At 67.2% G+C, this 19,728-nt stretch carries 15 protein-coding genes; 3 read left to right on the top strand and 12 right to left on the bottom strand.

Annotation, left to right across the window (positions count from 1 at the left end; translation table 11 throughout):
- Positions 1-97: 97 nt before the first annotated feature.
- Genes ACFYPH_RS30930 through ACFYPH_RS30910 form a run of 5 tightly spaced genes read right to left on the bottom strand, consistent with a single transcriptional unit; the run spans position 98 to position 5,934 of the window.
- Complete coding sequence (locus ACFYPH_RS30930) at positions 98-1,933, bottom strand: type IV secretory system conjugative DNA transfer family protein (RefSeq protein ID WP_387186624.1); 1,836 nt, start codon at positions 1,931-1,933, stop codon at positions 98-100.
- Positions 1,930-3,372: a hypothetical protein gene (locus tag ACFYPH_RS30925; RefSeq protein ID WP_387186622.1), complete on the bottom strand. Its 1,443-nt coding sequence runs from the start codon at positions 3,370-3,372 to the stop codon at positions 1,930-1,932. The genes ACFYPH_RS30930 and ACFYPH_RS30925 overlap by 4 nt, the downstream gene beginning before the upstream one ends.
- Positions 3,373-3,400: 28 nt before the next feature.
- Entirely contained in the window at positions 3,401-4,891 is a 1,491-nt protein-coding gene (locus tag ACFYPH_RS30920) for an SCO6880 family protein (protein ID WP_387186620.1), read from the bottom strand.
- Positions 4,888-5,634, bottom strand: a complete 747-nt coding sequence (locus tag ACFYPH_RS30915) for a hypothetical protein (protein WP_387186618.1) — start codon at positions 5,632-5,634, stop codon at positions 4,888-4,890. Before ACFYPH_RS30915 ends, ACFYPH_RS30920 begins: the two co-directional genes overlap by 4 nt.
- 3 nt (positions 5,635-5,637) lie before the next feature.
- Entirely contained in the window at positions 5,638-5,934 is a 297-nt protein-coding gene (locus ACFYPH_RS30910) for a hypothetical protein (protein ID WP_387186617.1), read from the bottom strand.
- Positions 5,935-6,100: 166 nt separating this feature from the next.
- On the opposite strand from ACFYPH_RS30910, the gene ACFYPH_RS30905 reads away from it, so the two are divergent.
- Both ACFYPH_RS30905 and ACFYPH_RS30900 read left to right on the top strand, forming a co-directional pair.
- Positions 6,101-6,676, top strand: a complete 576-nt coding sequence (locus ACFYPH_RS30905; RefSeq protein ID WP_387186616.1) for a hypothetical protein — start codon at positions 6,101-6,103, stop codon at positions 6,674-6,676.
- On the top strand, positions 6,673-7,731 hold the full coding sequence (locus ACFYPH_RS30900) for a C40 family peptidase (RefSeq protein WP_387186614.1): 1,059 nt from the start codon (positions 6,673-6,675) through the stop codon (positions 7,729-7,731). Before ACFYPH_RS30905 ends, ACFYPH_RS30900 begins: the two co-directional genes overlap by 4 nt.
- Positions 7,732-7,777: 46 nt before the next feature.
- Here the strand turns inward: ACFYPH_RS30900 and ACFYPH_RS30895 are convergent, their stop codons facing one another.
- From ACFYPH_RS30895 to ACFYPH_RS30865, 7 genes are all read right to left on the bottom strand, one after another.
- Positions 7,778-9,298 (bottom strand): phosphatidylserine/phosphatidylglycerophosphate/cardiolipin synthase family protein, encoded by a 1,521-nt coding sequence (locus ACFYPH_RS30895; RefSeq protein ID WP_387186612.1) that lies wholly within the window; start codon positions 9,296-9,298, stop codon positions 7,778-7,780.
- Positions 9,291-10,466, bottom strand: a complete 1,176-nt coding sequence (locus ACFYPH_RS30890; protein WP_387186610.1) for a MarR family transcriptional regulator — start codon at positions 10,464-10,466, stop codon at positions 9,291-9,293. The genes ACFYPH_RS30895 and ACFYPH_RS30890 overlap by 8 nt, the downstream gene beginning before the upstream one ends.
- Positions 10,463-14,302, bottom strand: coding sequence for an AAA domain-containing protein (locus ACFYPH_RS30885; protein ID WP_387186608.1), 3,840 nt, complete (start codon positions 14,300-14,302; stop codon positions 10,463-10,465). Before ACFYPH_RS30885 ends, ACFYPH_RS30890 begins: the two co-directional genes overlap by 4 nt.
- A gap of 53 nt (positions 14,303-14,355) precedes the next feature.
- Positions 14,356-15,789 (bottom strand): hypothetical protein, encoded by a 1,434-nt coding sequence (locus tag ACFYPH_RS30880; protein WP_387186606.1) that lies wholly within the window; start codon positions 15,787-15,789, stop codon positions 14,356-14,358.
- 378 nt (positions 15,790-16,167) lie between these two features.
- Entirely contained in the window at positions 16,168-16,593 is a 426-nt protein-coding gene (locus tag ACFYPH_RS30875) for a prepilin peptidase (RefSeq protein ID WP_387186604.1), read from the bottom strand.
- 370 nt (positions 16,594-16,963) lie between these two features.
- Positions 16,964-17,824, bottom strand: a complete 861-nt coding sequence (locus tag ACFYPH_RS30870) for an oxygenase MpaB family protein (RefSeq protein ID WP_387186602.1) — start codon at positions 17,822-17,824, stop codon at positions 16,964-16,966.
- Complete coding sequence (locus ACFYPH_RS30865) at positions 17,821-18,705, bottom strand: MAB_1171c family putative transporter (protein ID WP_387186626.1); 885 nt, start codon at positions 18,703-18,705, stop codon at positions 17,821-17,823. The genes ACFYPH_RS30870 and ACFYPH_RS30865 overlap by 4 nt, the downstream gene beginning before the upstream one ends.
- A gap of 269 nt (positions 18,706-18,974) precedes the next feature.
- Between ACFYPH_RS30865 and ACFYPH_RS30860 the strand changes: the two genes are divergently transcribed.
- On the top strand, positions 18,975-19,637 hold the full coding sequence (locus tag ACFYPH_RS30860) for a tetratricopeptide repeat protein (RefSeq protein WP_387186600.1): 663 nt from the start codon (positions 18,975-18,977) through the stop codon (positions 19,635-19,637).
- The last annotated feature ends 91 nt before the right edge of the window (positions 19,638-19,728 follow it).

The raw sequence follows: 19,728 nt of genomic DNA, 5'->3' as shown, positions 1-19,728 counted from the left end.
GCCACCGCCACAGCCTGACCGCTGCGGCGCCGCCCGGCCGATAGGCCGGACGGCGTGTCACCCAACACCGTGAACGTTCGTGGTCACGGCACTAGCTTCAGCCGGCCCGCCCCCGCCAGGAGCGCTGCGTCATACGGTCCCGACGTGCGGCGCGGGCGCGCTGCGCCTCGCGGGTCATCTCGGCGGTGGAGGCTGCGACGGCCGCGGTGAGCCGGTCGGCGTTTGGCTCGTCGTACCAGGGCAGCAGGTTGAGCATCGCCACCTTGACGCCGGTGGCGAACAGCAGCGCCGAGCCCTTCGGTAGTGCCCGTATGTGCGCCGGGTCGAGGATGCGCTGCCGGCGCACGGACGTCTGGTACGAGGTGTGGCCCTTCCCGTCTCGGGTGCGGGAGGCGACGGTGACGTCGTGGTCGCCAACGAGCCGGGACAGGTCTTCGGCGAACCGGGCGTCATCAATGCCAGCGCCGACCAGCTTGACGGTGGCGGCCGACCACAGCGCGTCCATGCCCTGCTCACCCCACACCCTGGTCCCTTGCCGGTAGGACTGCAGGATGGTCAGCGGGATGATGCCCCGGCTGCCGAAGTGGCTGTACAGCTCCAGCAGGTCCGCGATTTTGCAGATGTTCGCGGCCTCGCCCAGGCAGGCGACCAGCGGTGGATCGAGCCTGCCGCCGTGCGCCTCGGCGAGAATCACTGCGGCACGTAGCACCTGGTCGGTCAAACCAGCGACGAGCGGTGCCGCCGCTCCGGCGCCGTCTTTGGACAGCAGGTACAGCGTGTCGGTGCTCTCGACGAACGCTTCGACGTCCAGCGCCGGCAGCGGTAGGTCCGGCGGCGTAACCCAGGCCATGATGGTCGGGTTGGCCAGGCACGCCGCAGCGGTCCGGGCGGTCTCGTAGAGCCCTTCGCGGGTCTCCGGTGCGCCGGCCTGTCGGCCGGACATCGCCCGCGCGGAGGCACCGAACCCGTGGCTCTTGAGAATCGTCGCCGGTTCCCGTGAGGTGGAGTCCGACAGCCACGCCTGCACCGAGGTCAGCGTGCGGCCTTCCAGCGCGGCGGCCAGGATCAGCGACGTGAGCAGGTCCAAGGCGCCCTGGATCCAGAAGTCGTCGCTGCCTTGGGAGTTGCGGACCTGCTGGACGAAGTGGTTGGCCAGCCGGTGGGCGTCCTCGACGTCCTCCACAGCAGCCAGGGGGTTCCACCACCAGCCCTGCGGAACCTGGGCCATGGACTGCGGGTCAAACACCCACACGCTGCCACGCTCGGCGCGAACGGCAGCCGTCGTGGCCCACAGATCGGGCTTGTTGCTGGTGGCGAGGGCCGCCCCCGGCGCACCGACGACGGACTGCACAGCCAGCGAGGTTGTCTTGCCGGCGCGGGGCGCCATAACCGCGAGGATGACGTCCTCCCAGGAGGAGTAGAGCCGAGGACCTGAGCCGCGCCGCCGGCGATGCGCGCCGAGCACGACTCCAGCGGACTCGGCCGAGATCTCCTTCACCGCCGCATCCGCCAGAACGCGCCGCAGGCGCCGAGCCTTGACGGCCACCGCGGGCAGTGTCATCGCCCGCACCTCCGCCGGACCAGCCAGCGACGGCAGTGGGTCCTCGGCGTCGGGCCGGTGCCCCTGCCACCACACGGCCGCAAGGGTGACCAGGCCGACCAGCACCAGCAGCAACACCGCGAAGACCAGACCGACGACGGCGGGGGACACCCCGGGCCACAACGTCGACCATTCGGTACGCAGCAGGTGTTCCAGGTACGCCGCTCCGAAGCCAGGCCCAATGGCCGGCCGCCCGGTCACCGCGGCGGCGATTCGTCCAGCAAGCCAGGACAGCCACATCAGGGCGAGTACCGCCCACACCAGCCCGAGCATCAGGAACGGGGTGAGCGGTCCGCCGGCGGTGCCGCCCGGCTCGACGGCCCGGGTGTTCATGGCTGCACCTGCCGGATCGCGGCGTCGGTGTCGTAGAGCTCCCACTCGTCGCCGACCGGGGTCAGCGACACCGGCAGCCCGTTGCGTTCACCGGTCTTGATCAGGTACTTGCCCCTGCCGGGATGCACCGAGCCGGCGAACCACGCTTCCGGTGCGGCCCAGGACGCCACCAGTTCCCGCTCGGGCCCGGACAGCTTGATCACCTCGTTGACCCGGTTCAGTTCACGCGGCGGAAGCCCGGCGAGGATTTTGATGGCGGAGCGTTCGATGAAGCCTTGCGCCTTGGCCCGGTCCTCGAGTGTGGGCAGGGCGTCGAGGTCGGCCAGGGAGTGGGTGACCATCACGCTGGCCATGCCGCGCTGCCGGTTGAGTCGGGTGAGTGCGTCGGCGTGCTCGACCAGCCCGGATGCACCCCGTAGGGCCCGCCACAGTTCGTCCATGACGCCGAGGTACTGCCGGCGTGGTGCGAGGCCCTGGTCGGCCAGGACGGATGCGGCGTCGACCATGCCGAAGCCGTACGCCCAGGTGCACAGCATCGCGGCGGCGACCAGCTGGTCCCCGGCGGCAGCGACTTGCGAGATGTCGACGCTGACGGCCGGGGCGTCCAGGTCCAGGGGCTCGGTGGTCGGGCCGTCGAACACTCCGCGCAGGCTGCCCTCACACAGCAGCGCCAGAGTGGGCACGAGCTGGTCGACGCGGCGGCGGTACTCACCGTCGGTGCGGGCCCGGGCGGCGGTGAGCAGCTCGTCGGCGCCGGCTTCGATCAGACTCAGCACGTCCGGCACCGTGGGGTCGCGGTCAAGGCGTTCGGCGAGAACGTCGATCGCCCGCCCGAGGACGATCTCCTCGGTGTTGTCTAGCGCCTGCCCTCGCACCAGGGCGCACAGCGCCAGCAGCAGCGACATGCGCCGGCCCCGGATCTCGAGGCGCAGTTGCCGGGCATCGGCGCTGCCCATCCGCGCGAGGGCGCTGCCCAGCGGGCCGGAGTCCAGTGGATTGAGCCGGTCGAGGCCGCGGCCGACCCGGATGACCTGCCCGCCGAGGTGCTCGACAAGTCGGGTGTAGTCGGGCTTGGTGTCGCCGAGGATCAGGGCGCTGGTGCCGAACCCGGTCATGCCGGTGATGAGCCGCTTGACCACGGTGGACTTGCCGACGCCGGGTTGGCCGAGGACGAACACGCCAGGGTTGGTGATGAGGCCCTCGCGGAGCCATTCGAGGGGGTCGAGGCAGACGACCTCGCCCCACAGCATGTGCCGCCCGATCGGCACGCCGATCGTGGGTGCTCCGGATCCGGCGACGAAGGGGAACAGTCCGCACAGCTGGACGGTGGTGCCCTGGTACTCCATGCCGGGGGAGATGTGGCTGGCTCGGCCGGCGCCAGGTGTCCGTACACCCCATGCTGGCGCCGGCGCGGCCGCGTCTACGGCGGTGCTCTTCATTGGTTGCTCCTGGTTTTGGGGTCAGCGGTCAGCGGGGCCAGTGGCGGGCCAGCTGCGGCGGGCATATGCCGCAGGGCAGGGTGGTGGCGAAACCTGCGGCCTGGCTGGCGCGCAGCTGCCGGAGTCGGATCTTGGCTACGTCGGCGCGGGACTCGACGTCGGCGATGGCCCGGCCGAGGTCGTCGGCAGAGACGACGGTGGTGGTGACGAACAGCGACATCAGGCCCACCCCGGACCCGGTCGCTTCTTCCCGCGCGGTCTGTAGGGCCCGTTCCCGGTCGGCGTGATCGCGGGCGGACTCGTCGCGTTTCTGCGCCCGGTTGTAGGCCGCCCGGAATGCTGCGGCGTTGACCTCGCTTTCCACGATCCGCGCGGCTTCCCCGGCTGGGAAAGGTCGGTACAGCAGCGAAACCCGCTTCGGGTACGGGCCAGGAGCTAGCAGTCGGGCGAGGACGTCGGCGTGCACGTGCTGGCGAGGTGCCTCGTGCCACGCCCACGACACTGAAGTGCCGGAGTCGTGCACGTACCGGTCGAGGTGCTCCTCGGCCATGACCGGTCCGGCGGTATCCCAGTCCAACCACCGGGTCAGATCCAGGCCCGGAGTCGCTGCCAGCCGGGCGACATCACCTCGGCTGGCCGGGTCGAACGCTGTCCGCACGATCGCCGAGATGGTCTCCGCGCTGGCCCGGCCGAGGACGGTGAGCCCGCAGCTGCCCAGGGAGTCCTGCAGCCCCGGCAAGGTTCGGCTGATCTTCTCCAGCGCTTCGTCGTGGTTCTTGGGCTTGCTGGGAGAGGCGCCCGGTTTGAAGGTCACCGACACCCGGGTTTCCACGTCCGCGGCGGCCGACGGAGACACCTCCACCAGTCGTTGCAGCACCCGCCGGGCGGAAGCCGGCCCATGCGGGACGATCCGGCGGCTGACGTGATCAGCCAACCGGGAGCCGGGATCCGGGGCGGCGTCCACGGTGACGGTGACGTGGTCGACGATCGGCAGGTAGCCCAGGTTCGCCAACCAGCCACCCCAGTTCGCCACCCACGCCGCGCTCGCGTCAGGATCCGCCAGCCAGGTCGACGTAGCCGCGCACCGCAGCGTCACCGTCATAGTGCCCGACCGGCGGTTGTAGACAACCCCGTACCCGCCGCCACCCTCGTCCTGCACGGTCAGCAGGGTGGTCGGGGCGAGCACACCCGGCAGCTGCCAGGCGTGCTCGCCGGCCACCATCACCCCGGAGCGGTACGAGGTGTAGCCGCGGCTGGTGCCGATCAGCCATCGCACTCGCTGGGCGATTCCGGCTGACAGCGGCACCCCGTCCCATCGCAGCACCAGCGGCACCACGAGCAGCACACACGGACCGGCGGCAACGGCCAGCGCCCGCAGCCCCATCGATCCGGACACGATCAGCACGGTGATCGCCGCGAGGACGACGAACGTCTGCATCGGCCCGAGACCGAACAGGCCCATGCCCCGCGCCCGCCGCCAACCCCCGTACGTACGGATTTGCGCCTGGTCGCTGCTCATGACGGCGTACTCCCGTCCCGCATCGCGGAGCTGGCCGTGTTCGCGCCCGCCTTCGCTGCCGCGGCCCCGGCCTGCGCGGCCATGACGGCGCCGATGACAACTGGTGCTGCCGGCCCGGTCGCGGCCCCTGCCGCCCCTGCCGCTGCCGCGCCAACCCCAGCCACCGCACCACCCGAGGCCGCCGCGCTACCACCGGCGGACGCGGTAGCGCCGGATCCGGCGGGCACGGTGGTCGTGGGTGTTACCGGACCCGGGGTGCCGCCAGGGGTGGCGCTACCGCTGACTACGGTCGGCGCGTTACCGGTCGTACCCCCACCGGGCTCGCCCGTCGGCGACGGCGCTGAGGGGGTCGGCATGGCACCGGTCGGGCCGTTACCGCCGCCGTTACCAGGTCCCCGTGAGTCCATGTAGCGGGCGTGGTCGCCGGCACTGTGACCGCCGGCCGCTCCGCGTATCGACGATGCGGCGTGCAGGCCGGCGGCCGCGCCGGCGCCGGCCATGCCGAGGCCTCCGCCCCCGGAAGCGACGCCGCCGGTGAAGATCGTGAAGAACTTCATCAGCGCGGGTAGGGCGATCACGGACAGGGCCAGCATGCCGAGGCCCATCAGCCAGTCTCGTCCGTTGCCGCGCATCATCACGAACGAGGTGGCGACGACACAGGCCGCCGCCGCAGCGGCCAAACAGAGGACGGTGACTCGGCGGCGCGTGGTGCGGCGGGCGCGAGTGATGACGTCGTAGGTCACGGCTCAGCTCGGCAGGACTGCGCCGACGACCACGGCCGCGACCGCGCCGCATGTCAGCCCGGCCAGCACCCACGGGATGCCAGCCGCGCCGTCGGCTGCGAACGCCGACCGGTTGCGGCGCCCGACGGTCATCATGATCCCGCAGACGAGCAGGCCGCCGACGCCAGCGACGATGAGGATCCACTTCATCCAGCCGATGAACAGGTTCCCGGTCGCCTCGAGGCCGGGTGGTGCGGCAGGCGGGGGAGTAGGCGCGGCCAGGGCGTCGAGTACAGCCCCAGCAAGGTAGTGAGCAAACACAGCAGTCTCCCGAAGGTCATGATGCCCTCGGCTGGGCATCTGCCCTGGACCTTCGCCGGGTAGGGCTGACGGCAGAGTTGACGCTGGTATTGCTGCCGCCGTTACCGCCGTTACCAACGGCGGCTGGCAGCGGTAACGGCCTCGGCAACTCGGGACCGTCGTGACCATGAACGCGCGAACTCGAGTAGCAGCGGCACTCACCCTGACGTTGACCGTTACCGGTTGTACCGCCGACGGACAGCCGGCACCGAGCACGACCAAGACGGTGGTCGCCCCCAGTTCGACTGGCGTCGCCGCCCCAGTGCCACCGCCGATACAGCCGGGCTTCGCCTACGCCGACCCCGGCGAGGTGTGCCACCGGTTCACCGCAGCTCTCTACAGTGCCGACACCCGGTGGGACGCCGGACCAGGCGACGCCTATGAGCGCGCCATCCGCTACGCCAGCGGCGCACTGGCCGGACAAAGCCCGGCCGCCAGGCGGGACGGCCGCTGGGCGACCTGGGCCGAACACCGGGCATACGTCGACGCCGCCGTGGAACCCTTCGTTGACGCCCAGCAGCCAGCAGACACGGCGATCACCGCCCGGCGCACGGTCCGAGTGACCGCGACGCCCCTCGGCGAAGACGGCTGGCGCGGCTGGACCGAACACAGCCTGGTCGACTGCACCCTGCGCCGCGGAGGCCCAGACGGATCCGGCTGGCGAGTCAGCGGGTACGAGATTCGCCAGGCAGGCCTGCGATGACCCGGCGTTCGCCGATCCTCGCCGGCGGACTCGCCGTCGTGGTCCTGGCGCTGCTTGCGCTGATCGTGTTCGTTGCCCTCGCGGTGCTCGGAGTGAGCCCTGCGACGGGCTGCACCATCAGCCCGCCCAGCGTGTCGCCCGACGCTACAGCCGCACCAACGGACTGGCCCGATCAGGGCTCCTGGACCTCCGAGCAAGTCGGCAACGCGGCCATCATCGTCTCCGCCGGGGCCGAGCTGCACGTACCGCGCTACGGCTGGGAAGTCGCCGTGGCCACCGCCATGCAGGAGTCCACCCTGCGCAACCTCGGCCACCTCGGCGCCGACAACGACCACGACTCGCTCGGGCTGTTCCAGCAGCGACCCAGTCAGGGCTGGGGCACCCCCGAGCAGATCCTCGACCCCCGCTATGCCGCCCGCAAGTTCTACGAGCGCCTGGTCAAGGTCGATGGCTGGCAAACCATGCCGCTTTCACAGGCCGCGCAGGCCGTGCAGCGGTCGGCGTTTCCCGCCGCGTACGCGAGGTGGCAGCCCGAGGCGCAGCAGCTAGTTGCCCTGATCAGCGATGGCATGAACATTGTCTGCACCAGCGACGGTGGGGACGGGCTGCCGCCGCTGGACGACGCTGGACTGCCCGACGGCTTTCTTCTGCCATCTGACCCGCAGCTGCGGGCAGTCGTCGATTTCGCCCTTGCGCAACGGGGCAAGCCCTACGTCTGGGGCGCCGAAGGGCCGGACAGCTATGACTGTTCGGGGCTGATGATGGCCGCCTGGGCTATAGGTGACGTGCAGATTCCCCGGGTCACCGCCGACCAGGTCCACACCGGAGTTGCCATCCTTTCACTGGCGGCAATGAGACCCGGCGACCTGATCTTCATCCCCGGCTCAGATGGCACGATGGCTCGCCCGGGCCATGTCGGCATGTACATCGGAACCGACCGGATCGGCAGCCAGTACCTCGTCCAGGCACCGAAGACCGGCGATGTCGTGAAGGTCGTGGCCATCAGTAACTGGAGCCGGCAGGTTGCTGCCATCCGCAGGCCAACGCGGCGGTGAGGCCCATCTGCCGTACGGATAGCGTAGTTGACGAAGATCGGACTACTCAGGTGGCTCTTTCGCGGCTGATCACAGGCGCAAAGATGCCGCGGTGCCCGATGGTTGGCGGGGACTCGCTCCGGCGTGGGGAGATCCAGCTTTGGAGTACGCGCCCGCTGGCTTGAGATCCCGAAGGACCCATAGCTGGCTCAATCAGCCACCGCGCCCGATCACCGGACAGTCGGTAGCAGCGTGATCCGCTCAATATCGAGAAATCCTCGCCGTCCTGTTGGAATAGTGCGGGCCCCGTATGTGAGCTCAATTGAAGCCAGGTCTGGTCACTGCAGGTGACGAAGCCCTGCGGAGCGCGTGGCCAGCTGCGCAACGAATCCGCCAGTAGCCGATCGCCTGCCTCGCGGGCAGGAGGATCGAGTTTGAACTCCAGATCCGACTCGGTCATACAGTGTTGAAAGTAAAGCCACGCGTCCTCAAGCGCACCCGTCCCGTCTAGCTGGGTGCCAAGTTCCATCCCCCCGGTTAGACCCATCCCCGTCATCAGATTTGCGGAGAACACGGAACCGGTTCGTCTATCCGCAATGCATCCCTTGGCGTGAGTCAGTCGGTCGGCGTAGATTTCCACCCCTGCTTTTTGGAACGCCGATGCCTCCGCACGTGAGGCCTCGGAGATGTTTCGGCCACGGAGTAACATTCTGACCCGGACTCCGCGATCTAGCGCACGGCACACCGGCTCGTACAGCAACTCCGGCCGTGCCGGTTGCTTCGGCAGGCCGAAGGTCATGTTGCCGATGCTGAACGTCGCCAAGATCAGTTCTTCGACGGCCTGGTCAATGGTGCGCCTCATTGAATCGAGAATCCGATGTTGCTCCTGCCAAGTCCAGAGGATTCGGCTGCCGTTATGGCTGTCGGGTAGGGCGTCGTCGTCGGGGATCCGGTCATGGACAGAGTGATGCGTGGGTGCCGGAGGCATGTCCCAAGCACTGTGTCGCCACAGCCGCCGGAAAACCCAAGCCAGTACGGCGACCTCCTCGACGTCCTCGAAGACGAGGCCATTCTCGGCCACGGTGTTGAACGAGCGGGTGACTAGGTTTGCGCTGGACACCAGCGCGCGCGCATCGTCTACGACGACGAACTTTGCGTGCAGGCCCGGGTAGCCGCGGACGTAGATGCCGCTGGTCGTCAGACGGGTGAAGTTGCGGTATTCGATCTGCGTATCGATGTCCATCGTGTCTGATGCATCGTTGATGGCCCGGTTCAGACCGCGGTCGTCGAGCGCTGAGACGACATAGACACCGCCTTGGAGGCGGTTCGCAGCCCTCTCGAGGGCGTGCCGGACATCCTCGTCACCTAGGAACAGTGTTGCGACGAAGACCCGCTTTTTTGCCGAGTCGATCAGGTCGATGAGCTCCTCCCGGATTGTCGAACCGCCGCCGGCATAGGTCAGGCAATGGCGGTAGCCCGTCACCTGTCCAGCGTGCTGTGACACGAAGGAGGTTCGTTGCGGCGCATCCTCGCGTTTGAGGAAGTAGCCGCCCTTGAGCGTGCGCAGCCCCAGGTCGATGTCACTCAAAGGGGAAGTCCTCCTCGCGCCGCAATGCGTAGACATGCTGGTAGTGCCGGGCGGTCCAGAGCGCGCTGCGGACGTGGGCCGGGGTCAACTCTCCTGGGGCCACTCCGTAACGGGTCGCGCTGGCTTCCACGATCGATACCAACCCTTGGGAGGTGGCTTCGGCGGCGGGTTTCATTGCGACCTCCGCCATCGCGTGCTGGAGCGCGAAGGTGTGTGCGGCGCGGCTGTCGCCTGGGGTGAACTCGACGTCGACGTAGACGACGTCCCGGTCTCCCTGTATCAGTAGGCCGCCGGGATGGCCGAGACGGATCCCGCTGGTCGCTGCGGCGACGGCCGCCTCATGGCCTAGCTCATATCGCCAAAGCCGGCCGGTGTGCTCTGCCGCGGCCGGCCCCCAGACGTCGGCGGCGTACGCCGCCTGCTCAGCCAGCTCCGCCCAACGCCTCGCCAGGTTGTCTGCGTGGGGGACAAGGAGGTTTACAGTCTTCGTGGCACCTACCTCGACCTTTAAGCGCGCCCGATGCGTGCCGTCGCCGTCTGTCTCCACGTGCCCACTAGAGCGATATTGCGGGCTGTAGGCTGGGACGAGATCATCTGTGGGAACCGCTGCCACGATGTCTTTCGCCAGGCCCAGGATCGCCTGCCGGCTGATGCGGTCGGCGATGATCTCGTGTCGGGGGGTCAGGCCGGCACCACGGTCGACGTCGACGTATCCGGCCGGCTCTGCCCGGTTCAGTCTCGGTGCCCGCCGGCCCGAGTTCTGGGGAAGGGCGATGAGTTCGTCGGTGTCCGCGAGATACAGCAGCGTTACCTGGGTGGGGCGGAGCCGCGCAACCGCTGTCTGCTTCACTGCCACATGGGCCGATTCGGTCGCGATCGCCTCGGCCTCGCGCGGCTCAAGCAGACCGAGGCGTACCAGCCTGCCGAAGATCGTGACGATCGCCGACTGCGGAATGCCGGTAATTTCCTCGATGTCGATCGGGTAGGCAGGCTCGAGCGCGATCGCCGCCTCGATGATCAGGCGGTCGAGGACGGTAAGGCTCTCCTCAATCTTGCGTGTCATCGGTACGTCCGGCCAAATTTCGACGGCGAGGAGAGTTTCCTGTACGACCACGGTGGACTTGGAATCGATCTCTCGCGCCGGTTGAAAGGTGAACCGAACCGTCATAGTCGGCGGATCCGCATAAAGTCGGCGTCTTGGTCGACGAGGTGGAACAGGTTTTCGTAGAAGATCCGCGCCTGGCCGGGCACGCCGCCCTCGCCGGGATCACCAAGCGCCCGCAGGGTGCGGCCATGACCGACGATCACGAGCGCGCGGCGCGCCCGGGTGAACGCGACGTTGAGGCGCCGGATGTCCTGTAGCCACTGCCCGTAGTTGGGGCCGATTCGTCCCGGGGTGCGAGCCCTGGTGAAGCTGATGATGACGAGGTCGCTCTGCTGGCCCTGAATGCGGTCGATGACATCGATGACCTCCCACTTTAAGCGCGGCAGGTCACACGCGCGCAGCTGGGCTGCCAGTTGCTGGGCTTGGGCGCGGTAGAAGGCGAGAACACTGACGGTGATCGGGACGGCGCCCGCCCGTCCCAGCCCTTCGTCGTAGAGGCGGCAGAGACGCTCGACGAGGACCTGCTCCAATTTGTTGACGAAACCGTGGTCTAGGGGGTCATCGCCGGCGTCCTGGTAGTGGCTCGTGTCGACGAAGATTACCGGCTTGGTGAGCGTTTCGGTGAGCACCAACGGCGTGACGCCTAGACGTTCGAGGTCCGTTGCTGGCGGCGTCTGGTATCGCCCCTGATACACAGGTTGATCGATGATGCGGGCGAGCGGCTCGATCATGCGGCGTTGCCAGACGAGTTCCTGGCGCAGTAGCTCGGGACATCGGACTACCGCTCTTTGGAAGAGGCTTTGCACCAGGTGACGCAGCATGGCCTCCAGTACTCGACGGTCCGCGTCATCGCTGGAGGCCGAGCTCACGATCTGACTGTATGCCGCAGAGAACTGGTCGCGGAAAGTGCTTTCCCAAGAACCGTCAGCCACCAATTCCTCGGCGACCTCTCGCACGCTTTGGGTCCGGAACTTATGCAGTTCCTCGTCCTCGGCCCAGACCTGCGCCAGGTGCCGCACTGCTGCCTCGACAGTCTCTTCGGCGCCACGGCCAAAGCGGTGCAGGGCGGTCAGTGCGTGGAGGAAGTACTCGTCACGCTGGTCGACGTGCGGAGGCAACTGATGCTCATCGCCGACCAAGACCCAACGCCGTGCCCGCGTAGCTCCGATGAGGAATTCACTTTCGGTGACTCGGCTGGCCTCATCGACGATGAGCGTGTCGTAGTCGGCGTACCGCACCACCTCGCTGCCTCGCCCAACGATTCCCTTGGTGGTCGCGCAGACAAGGTTCGCGGACCGTACCAGCGACTGCCGGATGTCGGCAGCGAGACGCTCGTCCGACTGCTCGGCGGCCAGTTCGCACCATCGCCGGTGCAACTCCGGTAGCCGCTGCAGAACACTGCGACGTCGCACGTGTTGTCGGATGGCCGCGTCGTGATCGCCCGGATTCTCGGACTGTCCAGTCAGCGTCTCATCAATTTCCTCCAGACGCCGCAGGGCAAGGCCGAGCCGCGCTTGCGCAGCCTTGCGTTCGTCGTCGGTGTCGGTAAGCGTCTGCTCGATGCGGTCCCGGCCGATCTCCCAGTCACGTGCACTCCACGTCTGATCCTGCTCGGCGTCCCGGTGTTGCTCGCGGACCCTCGTGACCTCGTTCAGCGCCGTAGACAGCTGGTCGACGAGGTCCGCTATCGGACCTAGCGGCGCGGGGCAGCGGGGGTCCGGGGAGACTGGCGCTTCCGTTACCAGCAGTGGCGGGATCACCTTGGCCAAATAGAACGCGATCCGGTGGCGTTCCTCAGGATCGGTAATCTCCGTTGTTTGTGCGCCGCTACGATCGACGATCTTTGCCAGACGAATCCACTGCAGTTCGGCCTGCCGATCTGCCTTCGCCCTCTGCCGGCGCGCGTTGCCGACCCGCTCCCGTGCCTGCTGATCTCCGGCGGCGTGAGCGGCCCTGGCAACCGCGAGATCTCGTTCTGCCTCGCCATTTCGGGCAGCAACGCGGAACAACCGCACTTTTAACCGAGCGATTCGGTCCGTACTCTCGGCGACCTGACGTCGCGCCGCTGTGATTCCGCCCAGATGCATAGCGGTGAGTATCCGCCCGAGCCCTGTTTGGTGGGTGACGGCGTCGTTGAGCTGCTGGCGAGCCTGCTCAAGAGCCGTCTCCTCCCTAGCCAGCATCGCCCGAGCGGTACGCAACTCTGCGGCCGTTTGAGTGACGGCTTGCTCTACTCGTCGCACCTCTGAGCTCAGCTCACCCACCCTCCGCCGCCAGCCGGCATCGGCGGAGGCCCAGGCGGCATCGGCCATCACCAGACCATCCATCGCGGCGATACACCGCCTGGCTAGCGGTGGTAGCGGTACGAGCACAGGCTGGGCCTGATGGAGGAGGCCAGCGTACTGCCTTACCACGCGGGCCAGCGATTCCTCCGCCGCAGCGAGCCGGGCGACAGCCCGCTCTGCTGCGGCCTGCAGCAAACCCGACTCCTGTTCAGCCAGGGTCCGAGCCCGGTTCCAGTTGTCGATGCTGGCCGCCAGGGCTACACGCGCTTGTGCCATGACATTCGTCTGACGGCGCTTGTGGCTGATCGCTGACTTTGCCCGTCCGGCGGCGCGGATGAGTTCTTCGACGTCTTGCAGTTCTCGGGCCCACCGTAGGTCTTGGCCACCGTTCTCGGGTTTGAGGACTCGGCCAGCGAGCTCACCGCCGACGTTGGGCTCGAGAAAGTCATGCACGGCCTCTTGGACCCGGTCGTCGTTCCATGTGATCCGAAGCGGCCGGATGCCGGGTTTGCGGCCAATCCGGCTCAGCACCTCATCGACGGCGACATGGCTTGGCGCCAGCATCAGCACCCGCTCACCTCGCGCGGTCAGCTGTCTCGCGACCTCGCAGATGACCTCGGTCTTCCCCGTTCCCGGTGGGCCCTGTACCAGGAATGCGTGCGGCGACGAGACCGCACCGGTGACGGCCCGGCGCTGCTCCTCATTCAACGGCACACTGGCCGGATCATCGTCACAGAAGAAATGTCCGGGAGGGATTAACGAGTCGGGTACGGCGGTCAGAGTGTCAGGCCGGCACAGAAGACGAGCGAGGTCATCCCAGGTCCCCTCCACCTCGCCGTTGAGGAAGTCCTGCAAGGCAGAAGCGTTCTGCCGCATCCCGAACGGCTTTACCAGGTTGATGGTGACCGCTATGCCGATCCTCGGTGTCCAGTGTGATGGTTGACGGACGGCGAGCCGCCCGATTCTTACCCGCTGCACGGTGGTGTTTACCGTCAGCCCGCCGGGAGCGGTCACCATGACCCGTCGGCGGTCTAGGTCTGTTAGGTCCGAGCCCGGCTCCGCCTCCACAACCACTGCGCCACGACCATCCTCAAGGTCCTCGATGCTGATCACGGTGCCCGTGATGGTTCGCTCGGCGGTCTCGGGGCGCTGTTCGGCGATCCCTAGGAGGCGTCTCAGTCGGTCGTACTCCTTGTTCACTGAGCGTTGCAGTCGAAGGGACGCCTGCGCCGGACCACGTGCCTGGTACGCACTTTGCCACTGCTTAACCTGAGCGAGCAGATCTTCCATGTCGAATGGAACTTCGCGGTAGTTTGGCTCGAATGACACCGTTCTTGGGACGATGCGATCCACGCGCCGCTCCATCGAGGATGCCTCATCGATGAAGGTGAGCTCTGCCAGCCAGGCATTGGTGTGTATGGCTCTGCGTCGCCGTACCCTTGCTTCAAAACGCACGCCGCCGAGCCGGTAGGCCTGAAATCTGGATTGCCCCGACGAGCGATATCGGGCAATCCACACGCCGCCGGTCAAGTCATCGGCAAATTCTTGCAGCGTAACCCCAGGCGGCAGCGACAGGCGCTGTGGCGTCGACAGCACCAGCTCCGCGATCTTCATCGGAGGCGGGCCATCGGAGCGAGGGCGCTCAGGTTGGAGCAGAGGTGTCTTCATCAGACCTCGCGGACGAACCGTAGCGCATCGATCAGATGACTGATGTTCTGGTCGGGGGAGCGCTCGCTCCAAAATGCCCTCAACAGTGCGAGTGCCCTGCCGCGTAGCCCTGCGCTCTGCTCGTGCGACACCGAATCGATGCCGTGCGCTAGAACCGACCGGTTTCGTGTATCGACGACTCCGCGCATGCTCTGCACAGCGGCGAGCTTGTTCCACTTGAGCGCGATTAGCATGGTGTCATCCACCAGGTGAAGCAGGATCATCGCATCCATCAGGGCGACCTTGCGGGGTAGCGCTGGTGTCGGTGTGCCGTATATGGCGTCTGTCAACGTCCCATACCTGCTATTTAGTTCGATCGGGTCGCCGAGCTTCGAGTAGTCCGGGTTCTCCAGGTCTAGACCGAAAGTGTCCGACAGGCGCTCCTCGAAGGCTTTCTCGATGCTGCGGTAATACAGCAGGGCGGCGAAGTCATAGCGCCCTAGGTCCTGGTAGTGATCGCCGAGCAGGAAGAAGTTGAGCAGCATCTCCGGACCAGAGCGCCTGGCGAGCGACTCGGCGAACTCCAGCTGTCTACTAAGTCGCTGGGCCATTGCGGCGTCGAGACCGGGCCTGTTGTCCCGGAGGTGGTCTCGTACACGGCCTACGTGTTCGGGGAGCCCGTCGACATTTAGGTCGCACCAAGCTTCGTAGAGTGCGGCGAGGTCGCGCAGGAAGCGCACGCGGACCGGCTCCGACACCGAGCCGCTCAACTCCTCAAATCGCTGTCGGGCACCGGTGTATACCCCGCTGCGGAACATCGCCATCGCGGCGTCCATGTCCTTGTCGCCGAAGAGGGCTGTTGGATTCGGCAGCACGCACAGTTTTTCGCTGCCCGGCAGCGCCTGTCGCATCTCCGGATCGAAGGTGCTGTCTATGTAACACATAGGGAGGTCAAGCTGTGATGCCGCGAGTGCTGCCCCAGCGCTCATAACCTTCTTGCCGCCCGTGATGTCGATCATGGCGCTCAGCGGCCGATCGCCGCTACGTAGCGAGCTGACCTCCTTCCGAACGATCTCGTAGATGCTCGTCGGATTCACCGGGTCGCAGGAGACGTGCCGGACGCCGGCAAACTCGATCTTCCCTACTAGCTTCTCCCAGATGGCGTTAGTCGTTGCCTCCGTGTTTGCCGACGAGATGATCAATAGCTTGGCTGGACGGGTGAGGGCGAAGGCTAGGAGGGTCGTTTCCGGCGAGAAGCCCGACAAGCTGATCAACAGATCCACCGGCGGGCACTCGACGTCTATGGAGTTGCGCCGAGCCACCTCGACGGCCTCGTCGTAGATCTCCGCGAGCCGGAACCTCTGCGCCTGCTCGGCGGGGGTACCTTCCCCGTAGGTTTCTTCGCCGCGGAAGATGCGCCGCATACGGGCGTGCTTCTCGTCCAGGGTCGTCATAGAAGAAACATCCTATGGTGCCGGGCGACATTTATGCGCCGGCGGACGGGTGCTGTGCGGAGCGCAGGCGACCCGACGGCCGGACGCTCGGTTGACACGGCTCTGCGTCGGGTTGGGTAACCCGGCGGAGCGCTCGGAACTGCAGGCCGCGTGGCAGGTCATGCGCTGGGCTACGGGGATGAGTTCAGGCAAGGCAACTCGGTTCCTACAAGAAGGCTCCGATGAGCAGCCGGTCGGAGCATGCGTGGAGCGGCAAAGCGCATCGCGGTTGTCGGCAAGTCGACAATGGCCTCCGCTAAGCCCTCCGCGAACAGGTGCGTCTCGACTATCTAGACGGTGGTCTGTTCGCCCTCTGCATCTCCGGCCGGGTTGGTCCGGTTACCCAGTCGGTGCCCAACCCATGAGCGCGAGCATCAGCACCGCGCTAGCAATGAAGCACGGTCCGACCGGTATGTGGGCCCCACGAGGCACCCGCCCGCTGGCCAACAGCACGATCCCTACGACCCCCGCGCCCAGGAAGCCCAAGAACACCGCGCCGAACGCGGCGCCCCAGCCCCACCACCCCAACAGCGCGGTCACCGACAGGATTAGCTTGGCGTCGCCCAGGCCCATGCCGCGACTGCCCAAGACCAGGCCCATGCTGACGAACACCGTAGTAATGACGGCCGCGCAGACCGTCGCACCGAATAGGCGATCCCATCGATCGGTGATGACTGCGTCGACGGTGAGCAGAGCGAAGACGCCGGCCGCCGTCGGCATGGCGATGACGTCGGGCAGCCGGTGCAATTGAGCGTCGATGAACACGAGCGGGACCGCGCACCCGGCCCACCACAGGCCGGCCAACAACACCGGGATGGTGGGAGCGGCGAGGACCACGACGGCCGTCGCGACCGCAGCGCAGAACTCCAGCAGGTACGGGCGGGCACCTACGCGATGCCCGCAATGGCCGCATCGGCCACTCGGCAGCAGCGCGGTCCAACCAGGCCCGGTCGGACTCACCTCCGTCCCGCATTGCTCGCAGGATCGCCGGCTGCTTCGACCTGCCGGAACAGCCAGGCGAACGACCAACCAACGCAGCAGCGGCGTCACCGAGAGGGCGAGTAGCACTGCACGAAGCCTCGCTGACGAGCGAGGCGAGCGCGGCTGAGCCGGCGGCGCCAGCAGCTCAGGCGTGCTATTCATGCACGCGGTCGTGCTGCGGACCGAGCTGGCTTATGTCGTACCCGTCGGGATAGCTCTTGGCCTTGATCCCGTCGGCGAACAACGCCGTCATCCGTGGCGCTCCGAACCACCGCTGAAGCCGCGATCGCATCTTCAACGCCACGTGCAAGCCAGCTCGAACCGGCCAAGCCGGCGTTTCGACCCGCATCGCCCGCCGCTGCGGCGCGTCGTACATCGCACTGACCAGCGCGTTTCCCAGCGGTCCAAGGATCCGTGGGACCCGGGTGAGCATCAGCATCCGGGTGGCTCGCTCGATGGCCGCTGCGTCGTCGTTGGGCTGAAGGTGAGCCGCGTCGTGGGCGTTGAACCAGGTCTCGAGCTCCTCGTACGACCCAGGGATGTCCGTGATACTCATCCGCCGGCCGAGCTCGCGGTAGAACAGGTAGGTGGCCTGCAACTCGTGGCAGCAGGGCGGACGCCAGCCGTACTCCTGCAGCCACCGCGTGGGAATCACGACCAGGCAGCCGAGGACGTAGAGGAAGTCGTCGTTGCTGATGTCGTACGGGCGGTGGATCTGGTTGACGCGTCGCAACGCCGCCCGGCCGCGTGGCTGCTCGAAGCCGTTGAGCACCATCTCGTACATCAGCAGGCCGGTGTCGTCGATTCGCTTCTGGGTGCGTTCGGTCAGCTCGCCCGTGGCGGTGTGCACAGCGGCGATGGCGGGGATGGAGAAGGACCGGTTGAAGGCGAGGTTGAGCCCGAGCTTCATGTCCCACGGGAATTCGTAGCGCAGCATGGTCTGGTAGATGTCCAGGTAGTCGCGCTCAGGGTCCAGAGAACGGATACGGATCAGGTTCGCGTAGCGACCTCTCATCGGCGTGCGTCTCCAGCCGTGGGATGCGGGGCGCCATCAGAGGCGAGCGTCTGCGCCACCACCGGCGATCGGGCGTACGCGTCGGTGACGAGCGTGAGCCACGCGACCTCGCCGGCATAGCCACCGTCCGGGCGGTGCAGCTCGTCTGCGGGCTGCGGCACCGCAGCCACGAGACCGGCGCCATGTCGACGCAGAGCGCAGGCCAGATGTGCGGCCTCAACAGCTGCCTGCCGCTCCTCCGTGGTCAGCGCGGCCTGCTCGGCGAGTTGCTCGGCTAACGCCGTCACACTGGCATCCGTGTACGGGCGTAGCGCCAGCCGGCCGTCGCGGATCTCGGCTACCCGGCGGGTCAGCGCGTAGTCGATGTCGCGGGCGGCCGTAGAGGATCGGCGCAGGGTGGGGTCGAGTTCGAGCTCGGGCAGGGCCGCGATGAGGTCCCGCCAGAGGGGTTCGAGCTGACGGTAGGAGTGGAAGTCCTCCCACCGTCGCGTGATCTTGAGGGTGGGTCCCCACGCTGGCATGGTGAGGCCGATCGTGATGAGCAAAGCGCCGATGGTCACCAGAACTGCGGCGATCTGTCGCTCGCCAGTTGGTTGGTAGCCCGCCCAGTAGGCGATGAGGTACACGATCTTGTTGGTGCTGTAGAGCAGCGCGAAGGCGGCGCCTACTGCGGTGATGCGGAGGCCGCGGCGCAGCCACGGTCGCCCGCAGATCTTCGCGAAGCTCCAGCAGAGCCGGGTGATGCCCACGCTGGCTGATCCCTTCTTAAGATCACCCGTGTCGTCCAGGATCAGTACTCCGTTCGGGTCGCCCAACTCGTCGATGATGTAGCCGCGCACGTCGTCGCGGACCTTGTCCGCGTCCCACACCGACTTACCCAGCAGCCGTTGCGGGACGAGGCGTCTTCGGCCTGTTCCCTCAACTGCCTACACGTCCGTGTGTCCGCATCGGACAACATGCTGAGCAGGTACGCCCGAGCCTTCCGGCGCGGCTCGATCCGACCGAACCGGCCCGCGGGGCGGCCGTCTGCATGTCCGTAGGATCGCGGACCGACCTCGCCCCCACCCGTCTTGACCATCCACATGGTCCAGCGCTGGACCACTAAACTGCTGACCCGGCACCCAGTGGCGATGCCAGGACGGGGGCGGCGATGAACGCCGAAGATCGCATCGAACGGGCCAGGGCCCTCTATGAACAAGCCGTGTTCAGCGGCGATGCTGGCGTGCTGGCCGACGCCGATCGGGACCTGGACGCGCTCGAGGCCGACGCCGCGGTGGCCCGGGGGCGGATCCTGCATGCGCGATTCCTCAATGAACGCGCTACGAGCGGCTCGTCACCCATCGAGGATCCGGCTGAACTGCCGTTGTTTGAGCGTGCGATCGAGCTGTACCAGGCGCTGGGCGACACGCGCGGCCAGGCCGAGACGCTGTTCTGGATCGGCTGCCTGCATCAGGTAATCCGGCGCGACAACGAGACCGCGCTTCCGCACCTGGCAAGGTCCCGCCAGATGGCGGCGCAGGTCGGCGACAAGCCGACCCAGGCCGAGGCACTTAGACACTTGGGCATCGCGGCGCACATGGCCGGTCGACTGGACGAAGCGCGCGAGCGGCTGGAGGAGTCGTCACGGCTGCGCCGAGAGGTGGGAGCGCTGCCGGGCGTGGCCGCCAACATGGTCGGGCTGGCCTACATCGCCGCTGCCCAGGACCGCCATGCGGACGCGCTCGCGACACTCGACGAGGCGAACGCCATCCCCCAAGCGCACGGCGCCCATGCCATCGTGCGGCAGATCGAGGAGGCAAGAACGCAAATCTAACGACGTCGTGCACGGTTGTCGGGGGGGGCCGGTCACCTCATCGGCGGTGAGGTGCGGCTGGTAGCGCCTTGAGTGGCTTGGTGGCGTTCTC

The organism is Micromonospora sp. NPDC005252 (assembly GCF_042872475.1).
Taxonomy (GTDB): domain Bacteria; phylum Actinomycetota; class Actinomycetes; order Mycobacteriales; family Micromonosporaceae; genus Micromonospora.
Note: the sequence above shows the minus strand (reverse complement) of the source record. Positions and strands in the feature narration are given on the sequence as shown.